Here is a 17,633-nt window from a genome sequence, read left to right as displayed (position 1 = left end):
ACCGGCCCCGGGGCAGCAGCGCCGTGCCGGAGCACAGGTCGCCGCCGCAACTGACGGCGAACGGAACCGGCGCTTAATCTGCGCCCCCGCAGCTGACGGCGAACGGATCCAGCCCCCGTGGGGCGAACGGAACCGGCCCGTAACCAGCCCCCGCGTCCTAACTAAACCACTTCCCGAACCAGCCGTGGAATTTCATCATAATAAAATCCCAGATACGTCCGACAAAGCTGCCTTCCGGTACGGCTTCCATCGCCACCAGCGGGCGCTGCTCGATGATTTTTCCATCCAGCTGGAAATCGATAGTGCCGACAACCTGATTTTTAGCGATGGGGGCTTCCAGCTGCGGCGTATTCAGGGTAAAGCTCGCTTTCAGATTTTTCATCTGACCTTTAGGTACGGTAATCGCCGCATCTTTCGCCACGCCGAGATCCACTTCTCCCTTATCACCAAACCAGACGCGCTGGCGGGCAAACGGCTTATCTGCCTTGATAGGCGTTACCGTTTCATAAAAACGGAATCCCCAGGTCAGCAGCTTTTCACTTTCGCGAAAACGAATGGCGTCGGTTTGTGCGCCCAGCACGACCGAGATCAGACGCATATCGCCATCAACGGCAGACGCCACCAGATTGTTGCCTGCGCCTGAGGTATGTCCGGTTTTAATGCCGTCCACTTTCAGGTTGGAGCTCCAGAGCAGCCGGTTGCGGTTGCGCTGCTTAATATTGTTAAACGTGAACTCTTTCTCGCTGTTCAGCGCATACTCGTCCGGCACATCGCTTATCAGCCGCTGGCCGATAATCGCCATATCGCGGGCGGTGCTGTACTGCCCTTCCGCGTCCAGACCGTGCACCGTCATAAAATGGGTATTTTGCAGACCGAAGGCTTTAACGTAGTTATTCATCAGCCCGATAAAGGCATCCTGGCTGCCGGCAACATAATCTGCCAGCGCAATACAGGCATCGTTGCCGGACTGAATAACAATGCCTTTATTTAATTCTGATACCGGAATACGGTCGCCGGGCTTGAGGAACATCAGCGATGAGCCGCGCAGCTTTGGATTACCGGTCGCCCAGGCATCCTGGCCAATCGTCACCATATCACCGTTGTGGATCTTTCCTGATTTCAGCGCCTGCCCTACCACATAGCTGGTCATCATCTTGGTCAGACTGGCAGGGTCGAGCCGCTGATCGGCATTCGATTCAGCCAGAACTTTGCCGCTGTTATAGTCCATCAGAACCCAGGCTTTGGCCTCGATTTGCGGTGCAGCCGGAGCGTCAACGGCCTGAGAAACAGCCGGGAAAATAAACAACAGCGAGGAGGCAGCCAGGGGCCGTAATAACGATGCGCAAAGGTGTAGTTTCATGGGCGTAACCAGATTGTCCTTGTAAAATCGGGGCTTTCGCGGGCGGGGAAGATCTCGTGTAAAACGCTAACGGTTCGCGCTGGCGAAAAAAACCGTTGAATCGTAAAGTTAATTAAGTTTTCTTATATTAATCCAGGTCAACATCCTGTCCGGTCCAGTGTAAGCCGTCAGCGGTGGTAAAAAACTGCGCACAATTCTGAATTTGTCCGGAAAAGCTAAGCCTGTCACAAAATTCCGCTACGCTGGGATCAGTCAGCCTGAGGAGAGCGTTATGGATCTTGCCGTGTTCGATCTTGATGAAACCCTGATATGTGATGACAGCACCAGCCTCTGGTTGCGCTGGCTGGTGTCACAGGGATTTGCGCCTGAAACAGTGATTGATGAGGATCGCAGGCTGATGCAGCGTTATTACGCCGGCGAGCTGCCCATTGAAGAGTATATGCACACCACGCTGGCACCGCTGGCTGGCATGGCCACGCCGACCGTGGCTGGCTGGATAAGACGCTTTATCCACCGTGACATCCTGCCGCGTGTGTTTCCTGCCGCACGGGAGCGCATTCAGTGGCATCAGCAGCGTGGTGATAAGGTGCTAATCGTGACCGCCAGTGGCGACCACCTTGCCATTCCTATCGCTGAACGTCTGGGCGTGGACGGTGCGCTGGCCATTCATGCTGAAGTTGTTGATGCCCGCTACAGCGGCTCTATGCTCGGCACCGCAACCTATCGCGAAGGTAAAGTGGTTCGCCTGCGCGACTGGCAGGCCCGTCAGCAGGCGCTCAGTTTCACACGCACCTGGGCCTACAGCGACTCGTTTAATGACCTGCCGCTGCTGGCCTGGGCTGACCACGCCTGGGCAGTCAATCCGGATGCGCGCCTGCAGCATGAGGCGGAGCAGCGCGGCTGGCAGATTTGCCGCTGGGCGCGCTGATTAGTTACCTGTTTCAGCCTGCTCCGGCTGCACGCCTACCCGGAGCAATTTACCGCTGGCTTCATCGGTCAGTACGTAAAGCCAGCCATCCGGCCCCTGACGCACATCGCGGATACGTTCATTACGATCGCTCAGCAGCCGCTCCTCCTCCGTGACCCGATCGCCCTCAACGCGCAGCCGGATCAGGCTTTTATCTTTCAGTGCACCGATAAACAGCGCGTTTTTCCACTGCGGAAAGCGCGTACTGGTGTAGAACGCCATGCCGCTGAGAGCCGGTGACACTTTCCACCAGAACAGCGGCTGGTCGGTTCCTGCGACCTGCGTGCCCTTCGCTTCCGGCACCGGCTGCCCGCTGTAATCGATGCCGTACGTGGCAAGCGGCCAGCCATAGTTGTGGCCTTTCTCCAGCCGGTTTACCTCATCGCCGCCGCGCGGCCCGTGCTCACTCTCCCACATATCTCCCGTCCAGGGATTCAGCGCCAGCCCCTGAGGATTACGCACGCCATAGCTCCAGATCTCCGGACGGGCGCCCTGGGTGTGAACAAACGGATTATCCTGCGGTACGCCACCCTCCTGCGTCAGGCGAACAATTTTTCCTGACAGCTTATCCAGCTGCCGGGCGCTGCTGCTGACAAAATTGTCGCCGAAAGCCACATAGAGAAAGCCCTGCCGGTCAAAGGCGAGCCGGGTACCGATATTGGCACCACCGGAGAGTTTAGGCGTCTGCTCCAGCACCACGCGAAACCCGTTAAGCTTCTGCATATCCTCGCTCAGCTGACCGTAACCCACGACGCCACCGGCACGCCCGCGGCTATCGGCCGTGGTGTAACTCAGCCATACGCGGCGGCTTTGCGCGAAATCAGGTGCCGGAACCACATCCAGTAACCCGCCCTGCCGCTCAGCCCAGACCTGCGGCACGCCCTGAATCGGCTTCGACAGGCCGCCCTCAGGCTGCCAGCTGCGCAGCTGACCGGTGCGCTCGGTGATAAGCAGCGTGCGGTTATCCGGCAAAAAGGCCACCGACCAGGGATGAGAGAGGTTGTCCTGCAGCACCTCTACCGCCACATCCGCAGCCAGCGCCAGAGAAGAACAGCTTAGTGCGCCGGAAATCAGCGCTGCTCGCCAGATATGCATAGGTTGCTCCTGTATTCGCTCTGCCGTTAAGGGTAGACAGCGCGCACGCAGCAGCGGGGGAAATTTACAAAACATTAAGCCCGGCGCAGGCCGGGCTGGAGGAGATTACTCGAAGCAGGTTTCAGGGTTGTCAGACAGGCAGATAAACTCTGCGCCGCCTTTGGTCAGGGCGTTGATTTTCCCCGTTTCGATATCGTAAACCCAGCCGTGCAGACGCAGCTTGCCTTTACGCAAAGCAACCGAGACGGAAGGATGCGTTTTGATATTGTTCAGCTGCGCTATAACGTTCTCTTTCACCATCTCATTAAGGCGCACCTCAACAGAATCGTAGTTGCGCTCGTCAACCACGGCTTTTGCAGCGTTAGCGTAGTGCAGCCAGTGATCGACCGCCGGCATGTTTTCCAGATCGGCGTTGGAGGCGATCGCGTTCATTGCGCCACAGTTGGAGTGACCGCAAATAATGATTTCCGTTACGCCCAGCGCCAGTACCGCATACTCGATGGTGGCAGAGACGCCGCCTGGCTCCGGGCCAAACGGTGGCACAATGTTGCCGGCGTTGCGGATCACAAACAGCTGCCCTGGCTCCTGCTGCGTGACCAGCTCCGGCACCAGACGGCTGTCTGAACAGGAGATAAACAGCGCTTTAGGATTCTGGTTGGAAGCCAGACTCTTGAAAAGATCCTTCCTTTCAGGGAATACGTTCTGTTGAAAATTCAGAAAACCTTTGACGATCTCTTGCATTTGTCTGCTCTCACTCTATGCACTGCTGCGCTGTCATCGCATAGCCTGCCAGCGCACGCGTTTAAATTCTTCAGCGTTGAGAATAAGTTACCTTCAACAACCCGTCATTTAAGCAAAATCGCAGCAACCGCACAACCCGCTGCGGGCTGAAATACCCGGCGTCAGGCTGCGCCGTGCACTCTAAGCATAGCGCTGCATTCATATTCTGCAGGCAGGCAGATTGTTGCTTCAGCTATACATTTTCCGCTGCAACCTCTGTACAATCGCGCTCCTGTCCATACTAATTATGATGAATTTTTATCCTTATGAGCCATGTCACTAATCCGCCACGCGTGGGCTTCGTCTCACTCGGTTGTCCTAAAAACCTCGTTGACTCAGAACGTATCCTGACGGAACTGCGTACTGAAGGCTATGACGTGGTACCACGCTACGATGACGCGGAGATCGTTATCGTTAATACCTGCGGATTTATTGACAGCGCGGTTCAGGAATCTCTGGAAGCGATTGGTGAAGCGCTGAATGAAAACGGCAAAGTGATCGTCACCGGCTGTCTGGGTGCCAAAGTGGATCAGATCCGCGAAGTGCATCCGAAAGTGCTGGAGATCACCGGTCCGCACAGCTATGAGCAGGTGCTTGAGCACGTGCATACCTATGTACCTAAACCTGTTCATAACCCGTTTCTGAGCCTGGTGCCTGAGCAGGGCGTGAAACTGACGCCGCGCCACTACGCCTATCTGAAAATCTCGGAAGGCTGCAACCACCGCTGTACGTTCTGTATTATTCCGTCCATGCGCGGCGATCTCGACAGTCGTCCGATTGGCAGCGTGCTGGATGAAGCGAAGCGTCTGGCTGAGTCAGGCGTGAAAGAGCTGCTGGTGATCTCGCAGGATACGTCTGCTTACGGCGTGGATGTGAAACATCGTACCGGTTTCTGGAACGGTGCGCCGGTAAAAACCAGCATGGTGAGCCTGTGTGAACAGCTGGCAAAACTCGGCGTCTGGGTACGCCTGCACTATGTTTATCCCTATCCGCACGTGGATGATGTCATCCCGCTGATGGCAGAAGGCAAAATTTTGCCCTACCTCGACATTCCGCTGCAGCACGCCAGCCCGCGCATCCTGAAGCTGATGAAGCGTCCGGGCGCCGTGGAGCGTACGCTGGAGCGCATCAAGCGCTGGCGTGAGATCTGTCCGGAGCTGACGCTGCGCTCTACGTTTATCGTGGGCTTCCCGGGTGAAACCGAAGAAGATTTCCAGATGCTGCTCGACTTCCTGAAAGAGGCGCGTCTCGATCGCGTAGGCTGCTTCCAGTACAGCCCGGTAGAAGGCGCCACCGCCAATCAGCTGCCGGATCCGGTTCCGGAAGAGGTAAAACAGGCGCGCTTTGACCGCTTTATGCAGCTGCAGCAGCAGATCTCCAGCGAACGCCTGCAGGAGAAAGTGGGCCGCGAAATACTGGTCATCATTGACGAAGTGGATGAAGAAGGTGCCGTCGGACGCAGCATGGCGGACGCACCGGAAATCGACGGTGCCGTCTATCTCAACGGCGACCGGCAGGTAAAAGCAGGTGATGTGGTGCGGGTGAAAGTGGAGCACGCGGACGAATACGATCTGTGGGGCAGCCGCATCTAACCATATTTCTGCTGGTGCGCTTTTTTACGCTTCAGATAATCTTCGTCGGCGCGTAATTTATCCCAGCACGCTTTAAAGATGGCCGCCGCTGCGGCCTTCTCTTTTTCTACCGTGCGCGGCAGCTCTTTGCCATCCGCATCATATTTACGTCCTCCCTGATGATTGCTGTAGCGCCGGGCGCGCGTATACCCCATCTGAATAAATTTGCGCGCCATATCCATACCGACAAAATCATCTTTCTCGCGATACGCTTCAAACAGCTGCATGATTTTTTCCGAGGACTCTTTCGCTACCTCTACGGTACGAAAACGCCACCAGGGCAAAATCTCACTTTTGTAAGGCTCCACCATCAGTACGCCCTGCTCGCCCCGCCCCACGCGATAAAGCTCAGGGTGCTGTCGCAAATCAAGATTTTTATAATCCTGCTGATAATCAAACGGTTCCATCTCTCTTCTCCTTTGCGCCCTGAGCTGCCACCGGGACGGCTTTGCGCCGGCAGCATCCTTACCGGCGGAGCAACGTCCTGCGCAACGGCCCGGGGAAAATCTGTGAAAGCGTTATCGCTGCTCCTTTAATATTAGACACTTTTAGTAGCCCGGGCCGGTTCGCTGCTCAGCTTTTCAGTTTTGGATCCAGCGCATCGCGCAGGCCGTCACCCAGCAGGTTAAACGCCAGAACGGTCAGGAAAATCGCCAGGCTGGGAAAAATAGCGACGTGAGGCGCCATCACCATATCCGCTCGCGCTTCATTCAGCATTGCTCCCCACTCCGGCGTAGGCGGCTGTGCGCCGAGCCCCAGAAAAGAGAGGCTGGCGGCGGTGATAATTGAGGTACCAATACGCATGGTGAAATAGACCATGATGGAGGAAATCGTGCCGGGCAGAATATGCCGGAAAATAATCGTGCGATCTGACGCGCCAATGCTGCGCGCCGACTCAATATAGGTCTGCTGCTTGAGCACCAGCGTGTTACCGCGCACCAGCCGGGCGAACGCAGGTATGCTGAAAATCGCCACCGCCACAATAACGTTGCTCATCCCGCTGCCCATAATGGCGACGACCGCTATCGCCAGCAGAATACCGGGAAAGGCAAACAGCACGTCGCAGATGCGCATAATCAGCCGATCCCACCAGCCCTCATAGTACCCCGCCAGCAGACCCAGCAGCGTACCGATCAACGCGCCGATAATGACAGAGAAGAATCCCGCCATCAGTGAAATACGGGTGCCTGCCAGCACCCGGCTGAAAATGTCCCGCCCCAGCGAGTCCACGCCAAACAGGTGCAGCCACGACGGCCCTTCATTCAGACGATCGTAGTCAAAATAGTTTTCCGCATCGAAAGGCGCGATCCACGGCGCAATAAAGGCCAGTACAATCAGCAGCAGGACAAAGCTGCCCGCCAGCAGCGCCACATGCTGCTGGCGAAAACGGCGCCAGAACTCACGCCACGGGGTACGCACCCGGTTTTCCGTCAGGTGCGGCAGCTGTTTCACCACCGCATCGCGTCGCCAGTTTTTCAATCGCGACTCCTTATTTGTAGCGAATAGCCGGATTGATTGCCGCGTAAAGCATATCGACAATCAGATTGATCAGGATAAATTCCAGTGAAAACAGCAGAACTTCCGCCTGAATCACCGGGTAATCCCGCATCTCCACGGAGTCCACCAGCAGGCGACCGAGACCAGGCCAGTTAAACACCACCTCCACCACGATCGATCCTCCCAGCAGAAAACCAAACTGCAGGCCCATCATCGTGACCACCGGGATCAGGGCGTTGCGCAGCCCATGTTTCACCACCACCAGCGATTCGCGCACGCCTTTAGCCCGGGCGGTGCGCATGTAATCTTCCTGCAAAACCTCAATAAATGAGGCGCGGGTAAAGCGCGCCATAATCGCGGCAACGGCAGCGCCCAGCGTGAGAGAAGGCAGAATAAAGTGCTGCCAGCTATCTGCGCCCACGGTGGGCAGCCAGCCCAGCTCCACCGAAAAGATCTGCATCAGCAGCATACCCAGCGCAAAGGCCGGGAACGAGATGCCGGAAACCGCCAGCGTCATGCCGATGCGATCGGGCCAGCGGTTGCGCCACACGGCAGAGACAATACCCAGCGCCATACCCAGCAGCACTGACCACGCCATACTGGTCAGCGTCAGCCACAGCGTCGGGTAGAAGCGCTGCGCAATTTCGTCCGCCACCGGGCGTTTTGAGACCAGCGACTGGCCAAACTCTCCCTGCAGCGCATTGAAAATAAAATGCCAGAACTGCTGGATCAGCGGCTGATCCAGCCCGAGCTCGCTGCGTACCAGCGCAACAACGGAGGCATCCGCTTCGGGGCCGGCAATCAGACGGGCCGGATCGCCGGGCAGCAGATGTACAAACAGAAACACCAGTACGGCAACAATCAGCAGCGTGGGGATCAGTCCCAGCAAGCGTTTTAAAAAGTAGTTGAGCATGCAACATCCTGCGCAGCAGCGGCCAGCCGGAGCGGCTGGCCAGTCTGGTTACTTCAGATCCGCTTCGTCGAAATTAAACGAGGTATCCGGCATGACGTAGAACCCGGTCAGGTTTTTGTTGCTGGCCGAGAGCAGCTGCTCGACAACCAGCGGGATCCACGGATGGTCATTCCAGATGCGATCCTGCGCATCTTTATAGAGCTGCGCTTTGCGTTCACGATCGGTAGTCTTTAATGCATCAGCCAGATCTTTATCCACCTGCGGATTACTGTAAAACGCGGTATTGAAGATCGCTGGCGGCCAGGAGGTCGTGGCGAACAGCGGCGTCAGCGCCCAGTCGGCCTCACCGGTCGAGGCGGACCAGCCGGTATAGAACATGCGTACGCCACTCTCTTTTTGCCCTTTGCTTTCCACTTCCGCAGCGCGCTGTCCGGCATCCATAGCGGTGACTTTCACCTTCACGCCCACCTGCGCCAGCTGCTGCTGGGTAAACTGCAGCACTTTCTGCGCCGTGCTGTGGTTATGCGAGGACCAGAGCGTGGTCTCAAAGCCGTTGCCGTAGCCCGCTTCTTTCAACAGCGCCCGCGCTTTAGCCGGATCGTATTTGATAGCCGGATAACGCTGAGCGAAATCGATAGAGGGCGGCACGATACCGGTAGCGGGCGTGGCATACCCGGCAAACGCCACTTTTGCCAGCGCCTCACGGTTAATGGCATATTCCAGCGCCTCACGCACTTTCGGGTTATCAAACGGCTTTTGCGTGACGTTCAGGCTGATATAACGCTGCATGATCGAAGGCGTGGTAATGACGTTCAGCTTAGCGTTACTTTCAAGGCGTTTGGCCTGCTCAAAAGGCACCGGAAAAGCAAACGTCGCCTCGCCGGTCTGCAGCATGGCCGCGCGGGTGTTGTTATCCACGATAGGACGCCAGGTAATGGTATCGAGTTTCGGATAGCCCGGCTTCCAGTATCCCGCCCACTTTTTCACTTTGACAAAATCGGTCTGATTCCAGGTTTCAAACACATAAGGGCCGGTGCCGACCGGATGGAAGCCAATCTCTTTGCCATACTTTTTCAGCGCGGTGGGCGAAATCATCGCCGCCGCCGGATGCGCCAGGTTGTTGATAAACGCTGAAAAAGGCTGCTTCAGCGTGATTTTTACCGTGAGCGGATCGACCACTTCCGTGGTCGCAATATATTTGAACAGGTTATAGCGTTTGAGATGGTTATCAGGATTACTGGCGCGATCGAGGTTCACCTTAACCGCCTCAGCGTTGAAATCGGTACCATCCTGAAATTTAATGCCGGAACGCAGTTTGATGGTGTAAGTGAGCCCGTCATCACTGGCCTGAGAGCTTTCGGCCAGCACGTTTACCAGCTTCATCTCTTTATCAAAGCTGAACAGCCCCTGATAGAAAGATTTGGCAACCGCCTGCGACAAGGTGTCGTTGGCGTCGTAAGGATCCAGCGTGGTAAAGGTTGAGCTCACGGCAATGACCGCATCTTTTGCCGCCCAGGCGGGCAGCGTCAGCGCAGCGCTCAGCACGCCAGCGGTGATAATCCCGTTACGCATAATCTGGTGCATGATGGTGCTTCTCCTGTAGTCCCTTGTGCTGCGTCCTGGGTTCAGGACGCTATGTTATTCGTCAGGCGCCACCGATCGCATGGCGTGCCACAAAGTGTCCTGGCGCCACCTCCAGCAGCGGCGCGACGTCCGGCTCATCCCCCAGCGGACGTACGGCGCTGGGGATCTCATCAACCATTAACGCCCGTTCGCGATGCCGGTGTGCCGGGTCCGCCACCGGTACGGCCGCCATCAGTTTGCGGGTATAAGGATGACGCGGCTGCTCAAACACCGCCTGGCGCGGTCCTGTCTCAACGATCTGCCCCAGATACATCACCGCTACACGGTGGCTGATACGCTCCACCACCGCCATATCATGCGAAATGAACAGAAAAGCGATGCCGGTTTCCCGCTGCAGATCCAGCATCAGATTGATAATCTGCGCCTGGACCGAGACATCCAGCGCTGACACGGACTCATCCGCAATGACCACTTTGGGATTCAGCGCCAGCGCTCGCGCAATACAGATGCGCTGCCGCTGGCCGCCTGAGAACTCATGCGGGTAGCGCTGCGCATGCTCCGGCTGCAGCCCTACCCGCTCCAGCAGCCAGGCAACGCGCTTCTCCGCCTGCGCGCGACTCATCACGCGATGGACCAGCAGCGGCTCCATCACAGAAAAGCCTACCGTGAGGCGCGGATCGAGCGAGGCGTAGGGATCCTGAAAAATAAACTGAATATCGCGCCGCAGCGCCGCCAGCGCGCTCCCCTGCAGCGCGTCGATACGCTGACCGTTAAAGGTGATGCTGCCGCCCTGACTGGCGACCAGCCGCAGCAGTGAACGACCGGTGGTCGATTTACCGCATCCCGACTCCCCGACCAGCGCCAGCGTCTCACCGGCATAGAGATCAAAGCTCACCTTCTCTACCGCGTGTACCCGGCGCGTAACCCGGTTAAAGAGACCGCTGCGCAGGTCGAAGCGGGTTGTCAGGTCGCGCACCTGCAGCACCGGCGGGCGATCGCGACGCACGGTATCCTGCGGCAGAGCCGGCGCCTCCTGCCCGGTGGTGCTCAGCAGAGGAAATTTTGCCGGCAGTGGCTGCCCGCTCATCGCGCCCAGCCGGGGCACGGCTGCCAGCAGCGCGCGGGTATAAGGCTGAGCCGGCGCGTTAAACAGCTGCTGCACTGGCGCCTGTTCGATAACATCACCGCGATACATGACCTGCACGCGATCGGCCATTTCAGCGACGACGCCCATATCGTGCGTGATAAAAATCACGCCCATCTGCATCTCTTTTTGCAGCACGCGGATAAGCTGCAGGATCTGCGCCTGAATAGTGACATCCAGCGCCGTCGTTGGCTCATCGGCAATCAGCAGTGCGGGCCGGCAGGAGAGCGCCATCGCAATCATGACGCGCTGGCGCATCCCGCCAGAGAGCTGATGCGGATAACGCGACAGGATAGCGTGCGCATCCGGAATGCGTACCAGATCCAGCATGCGCCGCGCTTCAGCGAGCGCCTGCTGATGGCTCATCTTCTGGTGTAGTCGTACTGACTCAGCAATCTGTTCGCCCACGGTAAATACCGGATTCAGCGAGGTCATCGGCTCCTGAAAGATCATCGCCATGTCAGCGCCGCGCACCTGCCGCATCTGACCGGGCGACGCGCGCATGACGTCCAGGATCTCTCCGTTTCGGCGGCGCAGCTTTATCTCACCGCTGATCTCGCTGCCCGCCTGCTGAATCAGGCGCATCAGCGCCAGTGACGTCACTGATTTCCCTGAGCCAGACTCCCCGACCAGCGCCAGGGTTTCTCCCCGCAGCAGATCGAGCGAAAGATGACGCACCGCTTCAGTTTTACTCTCTTCATGCTGAAAAGTGACGCACAGATCGCGTACCGCCAGCACCTGTTGCTGTTCCATTCTGCCTGCTCCTTAGCTGTCGCGGTAAATGGCCACCTCAACGGCACCCTCAACGTAAGCAAAACCCCGGTACATGCCTTCGCTGTTAAACGGCAGTGCAAGGTTACCCTGTGCATCAACTGCAATCAGCCCGCCGCTGCCTTCCAGCTCCGGAATGGTGTCGTGGATGACGCTGGCGGTCGCCTGCTGCAGCGAGCGTCCTGCATATTTCATCTGTGCCGCAACATCATAAGCGGCCAGCGTTCGCATAAAGACTTCGCCGGTACCGGTGCAGGAGACAGCCACGCTGTCGTTGCTGGCATAGCAGCCAGCGCCAATCAGCGGCGAGTCGCCCACGCGGCCAGCCTGCTTGTTGGTCATGCCACCGGTTGAAGTCGCCGCGGCAAGATTGCCGTGCAGATCCAGCGCCACCGCACCCACGGTGCCGAGTTTGCGATCCTCATCCAGCGGCGTAGCAGCCGCGTCGTGATCGAGCTGCGTGGTGTTGCTGTCGCGCACGCGCAGCAGCTGCGCCAGGCGTTCTGGCGTTGAGAAAAAGTCAGCGGCAACAGGTTCCAGCCCCTGCGCCACGGCAAAGGCTTCTGCGCCGGCGCCGATCAGCAGCACGTGGGGACTCGCCTCCAGCACTTTACGCGCGGCGAGGATCGGATGTTCAATATGGCTGACGCCCGCTACTGCGCCCGCCTGCAGCGTGCGGCCATCCATGATGCTGGCGTCCAGCTCGTGTGTGCCCTGATGAGTGAACACCGCGCCCCGTCCGGCATTAAACAGCGGGCACGCCTCCAGCCGCCGCACCGCATCTGTCACCGCATCCAGCGCGCTGCCGCCCGCGGCCAGAATCTGCTGCCCCGCTGCGACAATGTCGTGCAGCTGCTGCCGGTATTGCTGCTCGCGCGCCGCGCTCATGGTACTGCGGGAAAGCGCGCCCGCGCCGCCGTGGATAGCGATTACTGCCCTGGTCATTAGCTGCACCTGTCAGGATTATCAGCAGAAAAAACACTGATTTAGAATGGTTTTCATCATTTTCAGACAATTTTCGACTATAGGAAGCACCCGGCAGCTTGTAAAGCAGAAAGTGCATCAGCCCTCATAACCTTTTCTCAGGCTTTATATCTTTTTCCTTTGCCGGCAGACCCCATTGGCGGCTCACCGCGCGATCTGTGCGGCCGCGCCAATCGGGTCTGGCCTTACGCCAGCGCCTTAACCCATAATAGGTGACATCTGACATTTATCCGCCAGGGAGCGATATGGAACCCAACACCGCAGGCTTAATTTCACTGGAAGAGGCGCAGCACATGATGCTGCAACCGCTGCAACCGGTCAGCGGGACTGAACAGGTTAGCCTGGCTAATGCTGCCGGGCGCATTACCGCAGAGGCGGTGGTTTCACCGCTGGATGTCCCCTCATTTGATAACTCCGCAATGGATGGCTACGCGGTACGGCTGAGCGATCTCGGCGCTGGCGCGCCGCTTGCCGTGGCGGGCAAAGCCTTTGCCGGTTCTCCCTGGCACGATGAATGGCCGGCAGGCAGCGCGATCCGTATTATGACCGGCGCTCCGATACCGGCAGGCTGCGACGCGGTAGTCATGCAGGAGCAAACGGAGCAGCACGCGGATGGTATTGTGATGACGGCGCCGGTAAGCGCAGGCCAGAATATCCGCCGTATTGGTGAAGATATTCGCGCCGGGCATCAGGTTCTGGCAGCGGGGGTGCGGCTGGGTGCCGCTGAGCTGCCGCTGCTCGCCTCGCTGGGCATTGCCAGGGTAACGGTACGGCGCAGGCTGCGCGTGGCGATATTCTCCACCGGGGATGAGCTGCAGGCGGTGGGTGAACCGCTGGCAGAGGGCCAGATTTATGACACCAATCGCCTTACCGTCTCTCTGATGCTCAGCAAGCTGGGCTGCGACGTCATCGACCTCGGCGTTATCGCGGACGACCCGGCCGCGCTGCGTCACGCCTTTACCACAGCAGACAGCCAGGCTGATGTGGTCATCAGCACCGGCGGTGTCTCCGTGGGCGAAGCTGATTTTACCCGTGAGATCCTCAACGAACTCGGATCTGTCAGCTTCTGGAAGCTGGCGATCAAGCCAGGTAAACCGTTCGCTTTCGGCCAGCTGGCGAATAGCCTGTTCTGCGGGCTGCCGGGCAATCCGGTCTCCGCCGCCGTGACCTTTTATCAGCTGGTGCAGCCGCTGCTGGTCAGGCTGAGCGGCCAGACAACGCCGGCAATGCCGCTGCGCCAGCGTGCGCGAACGCTGGATCGCCTGAAAAAATCGCCGGGGCGCCTCGATTTTCAGCGTGGCGTGCTCAGCCGCAGCAGCGAAGGTGTGCTGGAGGTGCGCTCCACCGGTGCACAGGGCTCTCACGTTTTCAGTTCGTTTGCGCAGGCCGACTGCTTTATTGTGCTGGAGCGCGAACGCGGTACGGCAGAAGCGGGTGAATGGGTTGAGGTTGAGCCCTTTAACAGCCTGCTGGAGGGGTAATGTCACGCGAACTGACGCATGAAGAGATGCTGCGCTATAACCGGCAAATTGTCCTGCGCGGCTTCGACTTTACCGCACAGGAGCAGCTCGCTGAGTCACGCGTGCTGATCGTCGGCCTGGGGGGGCTGGGATGCGCGGCTGCCCCCTGGCTCGCCTCCGCCGGCGTGGGGTATCTGACGCTGCTCGACTTTGATACCGTCAGCCTGAGCAATCTGCAGCGGCAGATCCTGCATCGTGATGAGACGATTGGCCAGCCCAAAGTAGAATCAGCGCGCGCGCAGCTGGCGGCAATCAATCCGCACTGCATTATTGAAACCTGTGACGTGCAGGCCGACGATGCGACGCTGAGCGCACTGATTGCGCGGCATGACGCGGTGCTGGACTGCACAGATAATGTGGCTACGCGTGAGCAGCTGAACCGCCTCTGTTTCCGGCAAAAAGTCCCGCTGATTTCCGGTGCGGCGATCCGCATGGAAGGTCAGCTGAGCGTTTTTACCTGGCAGCCTGGCGAGCCCTGTTACCGCTGTATCAGCCGCCTGTTTGGCGAACAGACGCTGAGCTGCGTGGAAGCTGGCGTCATGGCCCCACTGGTGGGCGTAATCGGCGCGATGCAGGCGATGGAGACGCTGAAACTGCTTACCGCGTTTGGTGAACCCGCCCGCTCTCGCCTGCTGATGTATGACGCAATGCGCGCTGAATTTCGCAGCATGAAAGTGATGCAGGACGCACACTGTGACGTATGTGGCGCCCCCTGAAATGCAAACAGGCCGCCCGGTCGGGCGGCCTGTTAAGCAGACAGAATGAGCAGGATTATGAAATGCCCTGACTGCGCAGGTAATCTTCGTAGTTACCGGTGAAGTCAACGATGCGCTCACCTTTCATCTCCATCACGCGCGTCGCCAGCGAGCTGACAAATTCACGGTCATGTGAAACAAAGATCAGCGTGCCTTCATACATCTCCAGCGCCATGTTCAGTGATTCGATCGATTCCATATCCAGGTGGTTGGTCGGCTCATCCATAATCAGAATGTTAGGCTTCTGCATCATCAGCTTGCCAAACAGCATCCGCCCTTTCTCACCACCCGACAGCACTTTGGCTGGTTTTTTGATGTCATCATGGCTGAACAGTAAGCGGCCCAGTACGCTGCGCACGGCCTGTTCATCATCGCCATCCTGCTTCCACTGGCTCATCCAGTCGAACACGCTAAGGTCTTCGGCAAAATCTTCGGCATGATCCTGTGCGTAATAGCCGATGCGCGCATTTTCAGACCATTTAACGCTGCCGCTGTCTGGCGTTAATTCGCCCACCAGCGTTTTCAGCAGCGTGGATTTACCGATACCGTTGGCACCCAGAATTGCCAGCTTCTCGCCCACTTCCAGCATCAGGTTCAGCTTATTAAAGAGCGGGCCGTTATCAAATCCTTTCGTCAGCGCTTCAACTTCCAGCGCATTACGGAATAATTTCTTATCCTGCTCAAAGCGAATATAAGGGTTCTGACGACTGGAGGCTTTGACTTCATCCAGTTTGATTTTATCAATCTGTTTTGCGCGCGATGTTGCCTGACGGGATTTAGAGGCGTTAGCACTGAAGCGGCTGACAAAAGATTGCAGGTCAGCAATCTGCGCTTTCTTTTTCGCGTTATCGGCCAGCAGACGTTCGCGCGCCTGCGTCGCCGCGGTCATATATTCATCATAATTACCGGGATAAACGCGCAGCTCACCATAATCAAGATCCGCCATATGGGTGCAGACCATATTTAAAAAGTGGCGGTCATGCGAAATGATGATCATGGTACTGTTACGATCGTTCAGCACCTGCTCAAGCCAGCGGATAGTATCAATATCCAGGTTGTTCGTCGGCTCATCAAGCAGCAGAATATCGGGATTAGAGAACAGCGCCTGCGCCAGCAGCACACGCAGTTTCCAGCCCGGTGCGATTTCGCTCATCGGCCCGTAATGCTGCTCCACCGGAATACCGACGCCCAGCAATAACTCACCGGCCCTGGATTCCGCGCTATATCCATCCATTTCACCGTAGGCGACTTCGAGATCGGCAACTTTGTAGCCTTCTGCTTCACTCATTTCTGGCAGGGCGTAAATACGATCGCGCTCTTCTTTTACGGCCCAGAGTTCCTGATGCCCCATTATGACCGTATCCAGCACACTATATTGTTCAAAGGCAAACTGATCCTGACGAAGCTTACCAATACGCTCGTTGGGATCGAGTGAGACATTGCCGTTGGTAGGCACCAGATCGCCGCCCAGTATTTTCATAAAGGTCGATTTACCGCTGCCGTTTGCACCGATTAAACCGTAACGGTTACCCCCGCCAAACTTAACGGAGATATTTTCAAACAGCGGCTTGCTGCCGAACTGCATAGTGATATTGCTGGAAACTAACACGGCATTGACCTTTGTTACACGGTGGATGAAAAAACAGCGGGCATTATGCCAGAGATGGGCTATATGAGCCAGTCTGCGCCTGGCGTTGGCGCAGCTTTTACGCAAAGGGATTGTTAGCAGACGCAAAATAGTGTTGCCGGCATCCGGCAGCAGACGCTTCCCGCCTGCCGACGTTACGTCATCGTTATCAGTTAGCGCAGTTTGTTACACAAATTAAAACGTCAGCCAATAAAAAAAGCCGGGGGCAATATGCCCCCGGCTCCCATATACAAGGATTGCGTCGCTTATTTAATCAGGAAACTGTCCAGGCTCTTGCCGGCATCCAGCGCTTTTTTAATCGCTGCTGGCGTGCGGCCCTGACCGGTCCAGGATTTTTCATCACCGTTTTCGTCGGTATAAGTATATTTAGCCGGACGCGGTGCGCGCTTGGCGCGTTTTTTACCGGTTTCAAGTGCGCCCAGTAATTCGTTAGGATCGATGCCATCAGCCAGCAGCATTTCGCGATATTTAGACAGCTTCTCTTCTTTTTCGCGGTTTTGCGCTTCTTCAGCTTCAACTTCTTCACGACGCTCAGTCACAACGACAGTTAATTTTTCCAGAATCTCTTCCAGATCGCTCAGTGGCAGTTCACGCGCCTGCGCACGTAATGTGCGAATGTTGTTCAGTACTTTAAATGCGTCACTCATCACAATGTCCTTGTTTAAGGGGTATAAATAAACTGTAGCGGCAAGATTACCCAATTCAAATAAAAAAATAAATTAATTTCGCAGACCGGATTATTCTTAACAGGTTCGCTTATTGTTATTGTTCAGTAAGGATAACCCTCACTGGTTAACATTAAGCGTTAATAAACTGATAAGGTTTCCCGGCAGCTGTTGCATTGATATCGATTTCATTTGCTAATCCCGCGAGCGAAACAAGTAGTTAGCAAAATTTTAGTTTGTGTCATCCTGCAGGCGAAGCGTAAAAATAATTAATCATGTATCCGTTATTCACTTTTAATGCGCGTTTTAATGATGTGGA

At 56.9% G+C, this 17,633-nt stretch carries 15 protein-coding genes; 4 read left to right on the top strand and 11 right to left on the bottom strand.

From position 1 onward, the window contains the following. Nucleotides 1-157 precede the first annotated feature (157 nt). The gene (locus HA43_RS14895) at nucleotides 158-1,360 is read right to left on the bottom strand and encodes a serine hydrolase (protein ID WP_094111993.1); all 1,203 of its coding nucleotides are present in this window, start codon (nucleotides 1,358-1,360) and stop codon (nucleotides 158-160) included. A gap of 271 nt (nucleotides 1,361-1,631) precedes the next feature. Here HA43_RS14895 and HA43_RS14890 point away from each other — a divergent pair, with 271 nt between their 5' ends. Further along, a complete protein-coding gene (locus tag HA43_RS14890; protein WP_039383460.1) occupies nucleotides 1,632-2,288 on the top strand; it encodes an HAD family hydrolase in 657 nt (218 codons plus the stop codon). Here the strand turns inward: HA43_RS14890 and HA43_RS14885 are convergent, their stop codons facing one another. Next, a complete protein-coding gene (locus HA43_RS14885; protein ID WP_094111992.1) occupies nucleotides 2,289-3,422 on the bottom strand; it encodes a PQQ-dependent sugar dehydrogenase in 1,134 nt (377 codons plus the stop codon). A 105-nt stretch (nucleotides 3,423-3,527) separates the two neighbouring features. Further along, a complete protein-coding gene (locus HA43_RS14880) occupies nucleotides 3,528-4,163 on the bottom strand; it encodes a carbonic anhydrase (RefSeq protein ID WP_039383457.1) in 636 nt (211 codons plus the stop codon). Nucleotides 4,164-4,468: 305 nt separating this feature from the next. Between HA43_RS14880 and rimO the strand changes: the two genes are divergently transcribed. Continuing rightward, nucleotides 4,469-5,794 (top strand): 30S ribosomal protein S12 methylthiotransferase RimO, encoded by a 1,326-nt coding sequence (rimO, locus tag HA43_RS14875; RefSeq protein ID WP_065649744.1) that lies wholly within the window; start codon nucleotides 4,469-4,471, stop codon nucleotides 5,792-5,794. Here the strand turns inward: rimO and HA43_RS14870 are convergent. The 6 genes from HA43_RS14870 to HA43_RS14845 form a co-directional block, all read right to left on the bottom strand. Then, nucleotides 5,791-6,240, bottom strand: coding sequence for a DUF4385 domain-containing protein (locus HA43_RS14870; protein WP_094111991.1), 450 nt, complete (start codon nucleotides 6,238-6,240; stop codon nucleotides 5,791-5,793). The genes rimO and HA43_RS14870 overlap by 4 nt on opposite strands. A gap of 166 nt (nucleotides 6,241-6,406) precedes the next feature. Further along, a complete protein-coding gene (gene gsiD, locus HA43_RS14865) occupies nucleotides 6,407-7,312 on the bottom strand; it encodes a glutathione ABC transporter permease GsiD (RefSeq protein ID WP_039383451.1) in 906 nt (301 codons plus the stop codon). Between the two features lie 10 nt (nucleotides 7,313-7,322). Next, nucleotides 7,323-8,243 (bottom strand): glutathione ABC transporter permease GsiC, encoded by a 921-nt coding sequence (gene gsiC, locus HA43_RS14860; protein ID WP_094111990.1) that lies wholly within the window; start codon nucleotides 8,241-8,243, stop codon nucleotides 7,323-7,325. A gap of 48 nt (nucleotides 8,244-8,291) precedes the next feature. Next, nucleotides 8,292-9,827, bottom strand: coding sequence for a glutathione ABC transporter substrate-binding protein GsiB (gsiB, locus tag HA43_RS14855; RefSeq protein WP_094111989.1), 1,536 nt, complete (start codon nucleotides 9,825-9,827; stop codon nucleotides 8,292-8,294). 61 nt (nucleotides 9,828-9,888) lie between these two features. After that, nucleotides 9,889-11,724, bottom strand: coding sequence for a dipeptide ABC transporter ATP-binding protein (locus tag HA43_RS14850; RefSeq protein WP_094111988.1), 1,836 nt, complete (start codon nucleotides 11,722-11,724; stop codon nucleotides 9,889-9,891). Between the two features lie 12 nt (nucleotides 11,725-11,736). Further along, complete coding sequence (locus HA43_RS14845; protein ID WP_094111987.1) at nucleotides 11,737-12,687, bottom strand: isoaspartyl peptidase/L-asparaginase family protein; 951 nt, start codon at nucleotides 12,685-12,687, stop codon at nucleotides 11,737-11,739. Nucleotides 12,688-12,971: 284 nt separating this feature from the next. On the opposite strand from HA43_RS14845, the gene moeA reads away from it, so the two are divergent. Both moeA and moeB read left to right on the top strand, forming a co-directional pair. After that, a complete protein-coding gene (gene moeA / locus HA43_RS14840; RefSeq protein ID WP_094111986.1) occupies nucleotides 12,972-14,207 on the top strand; it encodes a molybdopterin molybdotransferase MoeA in 1,236 nt (411 codons plus the stop codon). Further along, nucleotides 14,207-14,962, top strand: a complete 756-nt coding sequence (gene moeB / locus HA43_RS14835; RefSeq protein WP_094111985.1) for a molybdopterin-synthase adenylyltransferase MoeB — start codon at nucleotides 14,207-14,209, stop codon at nucleotides 14,960-14,962. Before moeA ends, moeB begins: the two co-directional genes overlap by 1 nt. Nucleotides 14,963-15,017: 55 nt before the next feature. On the opposite strand, the gene HA43_RS14830 is transcribed toward moeB, so the two are convergent. Together HA43_RS14830 and HA43_RS14825 are read right to left on the bottom strand one after the other, a co-directional pair. Then, nucleotides 15,018-16,610, bottom strand: coding sequence for an ABC-F family ATPase (locus tag HA43_RS14830; RefSeq protein WP_039383434.1), 1,593 nt, complete (start codon nucleotides 16,608-16,610; stop codon nucleotides 15,018-15,020). A 284-nt stretch (nucleotides 16,611-16,894) separates the two neighbouring features. Continuing rightward, nucleotides 16,895-17,296: an H-NS family histone-like protein gene (locus HA43_RS14825; RefSeq protein WP_039383432.1), complete on the bottom strand. Its 402-nt coding sequence runs from the start codon at nucleotides 17,294-17,296 to the stop codon at nucleotides 16,895-16,897. Nucleotides 17,297-17,633: the final 337 nt, after the last annotated feature.

Origin of the sequence: Pantoea eucrina (genome assembly GCF_002095385.1) — a bacterium.
Taxonomy (GTDB): Bacteria; Pseudomonadota; Gammaproteobacteria; order Enterobacterales; family Enterobacteriaceae; genus Pantoea; species Pantoea eucrina.
The sequence above is the reverse complement of the archived record's forward strand: the minus strand, read 5'-3'. Positions and strand labels throughout refer to the sequence as shown.

What these genes read in the sequence shown, in the direction of transcription:
- HA43_RS14895 (WP_094111993.1), bottom strand. Translation starts at nt 1,360, where the DNA reads ATGAAACTACACCTTTGCGCATCGTTATTACGGCCCCTGGCTGCCTCC.
- HA43_RS14890 (WP_039383460.1), top strand. Translation starts at nt 1,632, where the DNA reads ATGGATCTTGCCGTGTTCGATCTTGATGAAACCCTGATATGTGATGAC.
- HA43_RS14885 (WP_094111992.1), bottom strand. Translation starts at nt 3,422, where the DNA reads ATGCATATCTGGCGAGCAGCGCTGATTTCCGGCGCACTAAGCTGTTCT.
- HA43_RS14880 (WP_039383457.1), bottom strand. Translation starts at nt 4,163, where the DNA reads ATGCAAGAGATCGTCAAAGGTTTTCTGAATTTTCAACAGAACGTATTC.
- rimO (WP_065649744.1), top strand. Translation starts at nt 4,469, where the DNA reads ATGAGCCATGTCACTAATCCGCCACGCGTGGGCTTCGTCTCACTCGGT.
- HA43_RS14870 (WP_094111991.1), bottom strand. Translation starts at nt 6,240, where the DNA reads ATGGAACCGTTTGATTATCAGCAGGATTATAAAAATCTTGATTTGCGA.
- gsiC (WP_094111990.1), bottom strand. Translation starts at nt 8,243, where the DNA reads ATGCTCAACTACTTTTTAAAACGCTTGCTGGGACTGATCCCCACGCTG.
- gsiB (WP_094111989.1), bottom strand. Translation starts at nt 9,827, where the DNA reads ATGCACCAGATTATGCGTAACGGGATTATCACCGCTGGCGTGCTGAGC.
- HA43_RS14850 (WP_094111988.1), bottom strand. Translation starts at nt 11,724, where the DNA reads ATGGAACAGCAACAGGTGCTGGCGGTACGCGATCTGTGCGTCACTTTT.
- HA43_RS14845 (WP_094111987.1), bottom strand. Translation starts at nt 12,687, where the DNA reads ATGACCAGGGCAGTAATCGCTATCCACGGCGGCGCGGGCGCGCTTTCC.
- moeA (WP_094111986.1), top strand. Translation starts at nt 12,972, where the DNA reads ATGGAACCCAACACCGCAGGCTTAATTTCACTGGAAGAGGCGCAGCAC.
- moeB (WP_094111985.1), top strand. Translation starts at nt 14,207, where the DNA reads ATGTCACGCGAACTGACGCATGAAGAGATGCTGCGCTATAACCGGCAA.
- HA43_RS14825 (WP_039383432.1), bottom strand. Translation starts at nt 17,296, where the DNA reads ATGAGTGACGCATTTAAAGTACTGAACAACATTCGCACATTACGTGCG.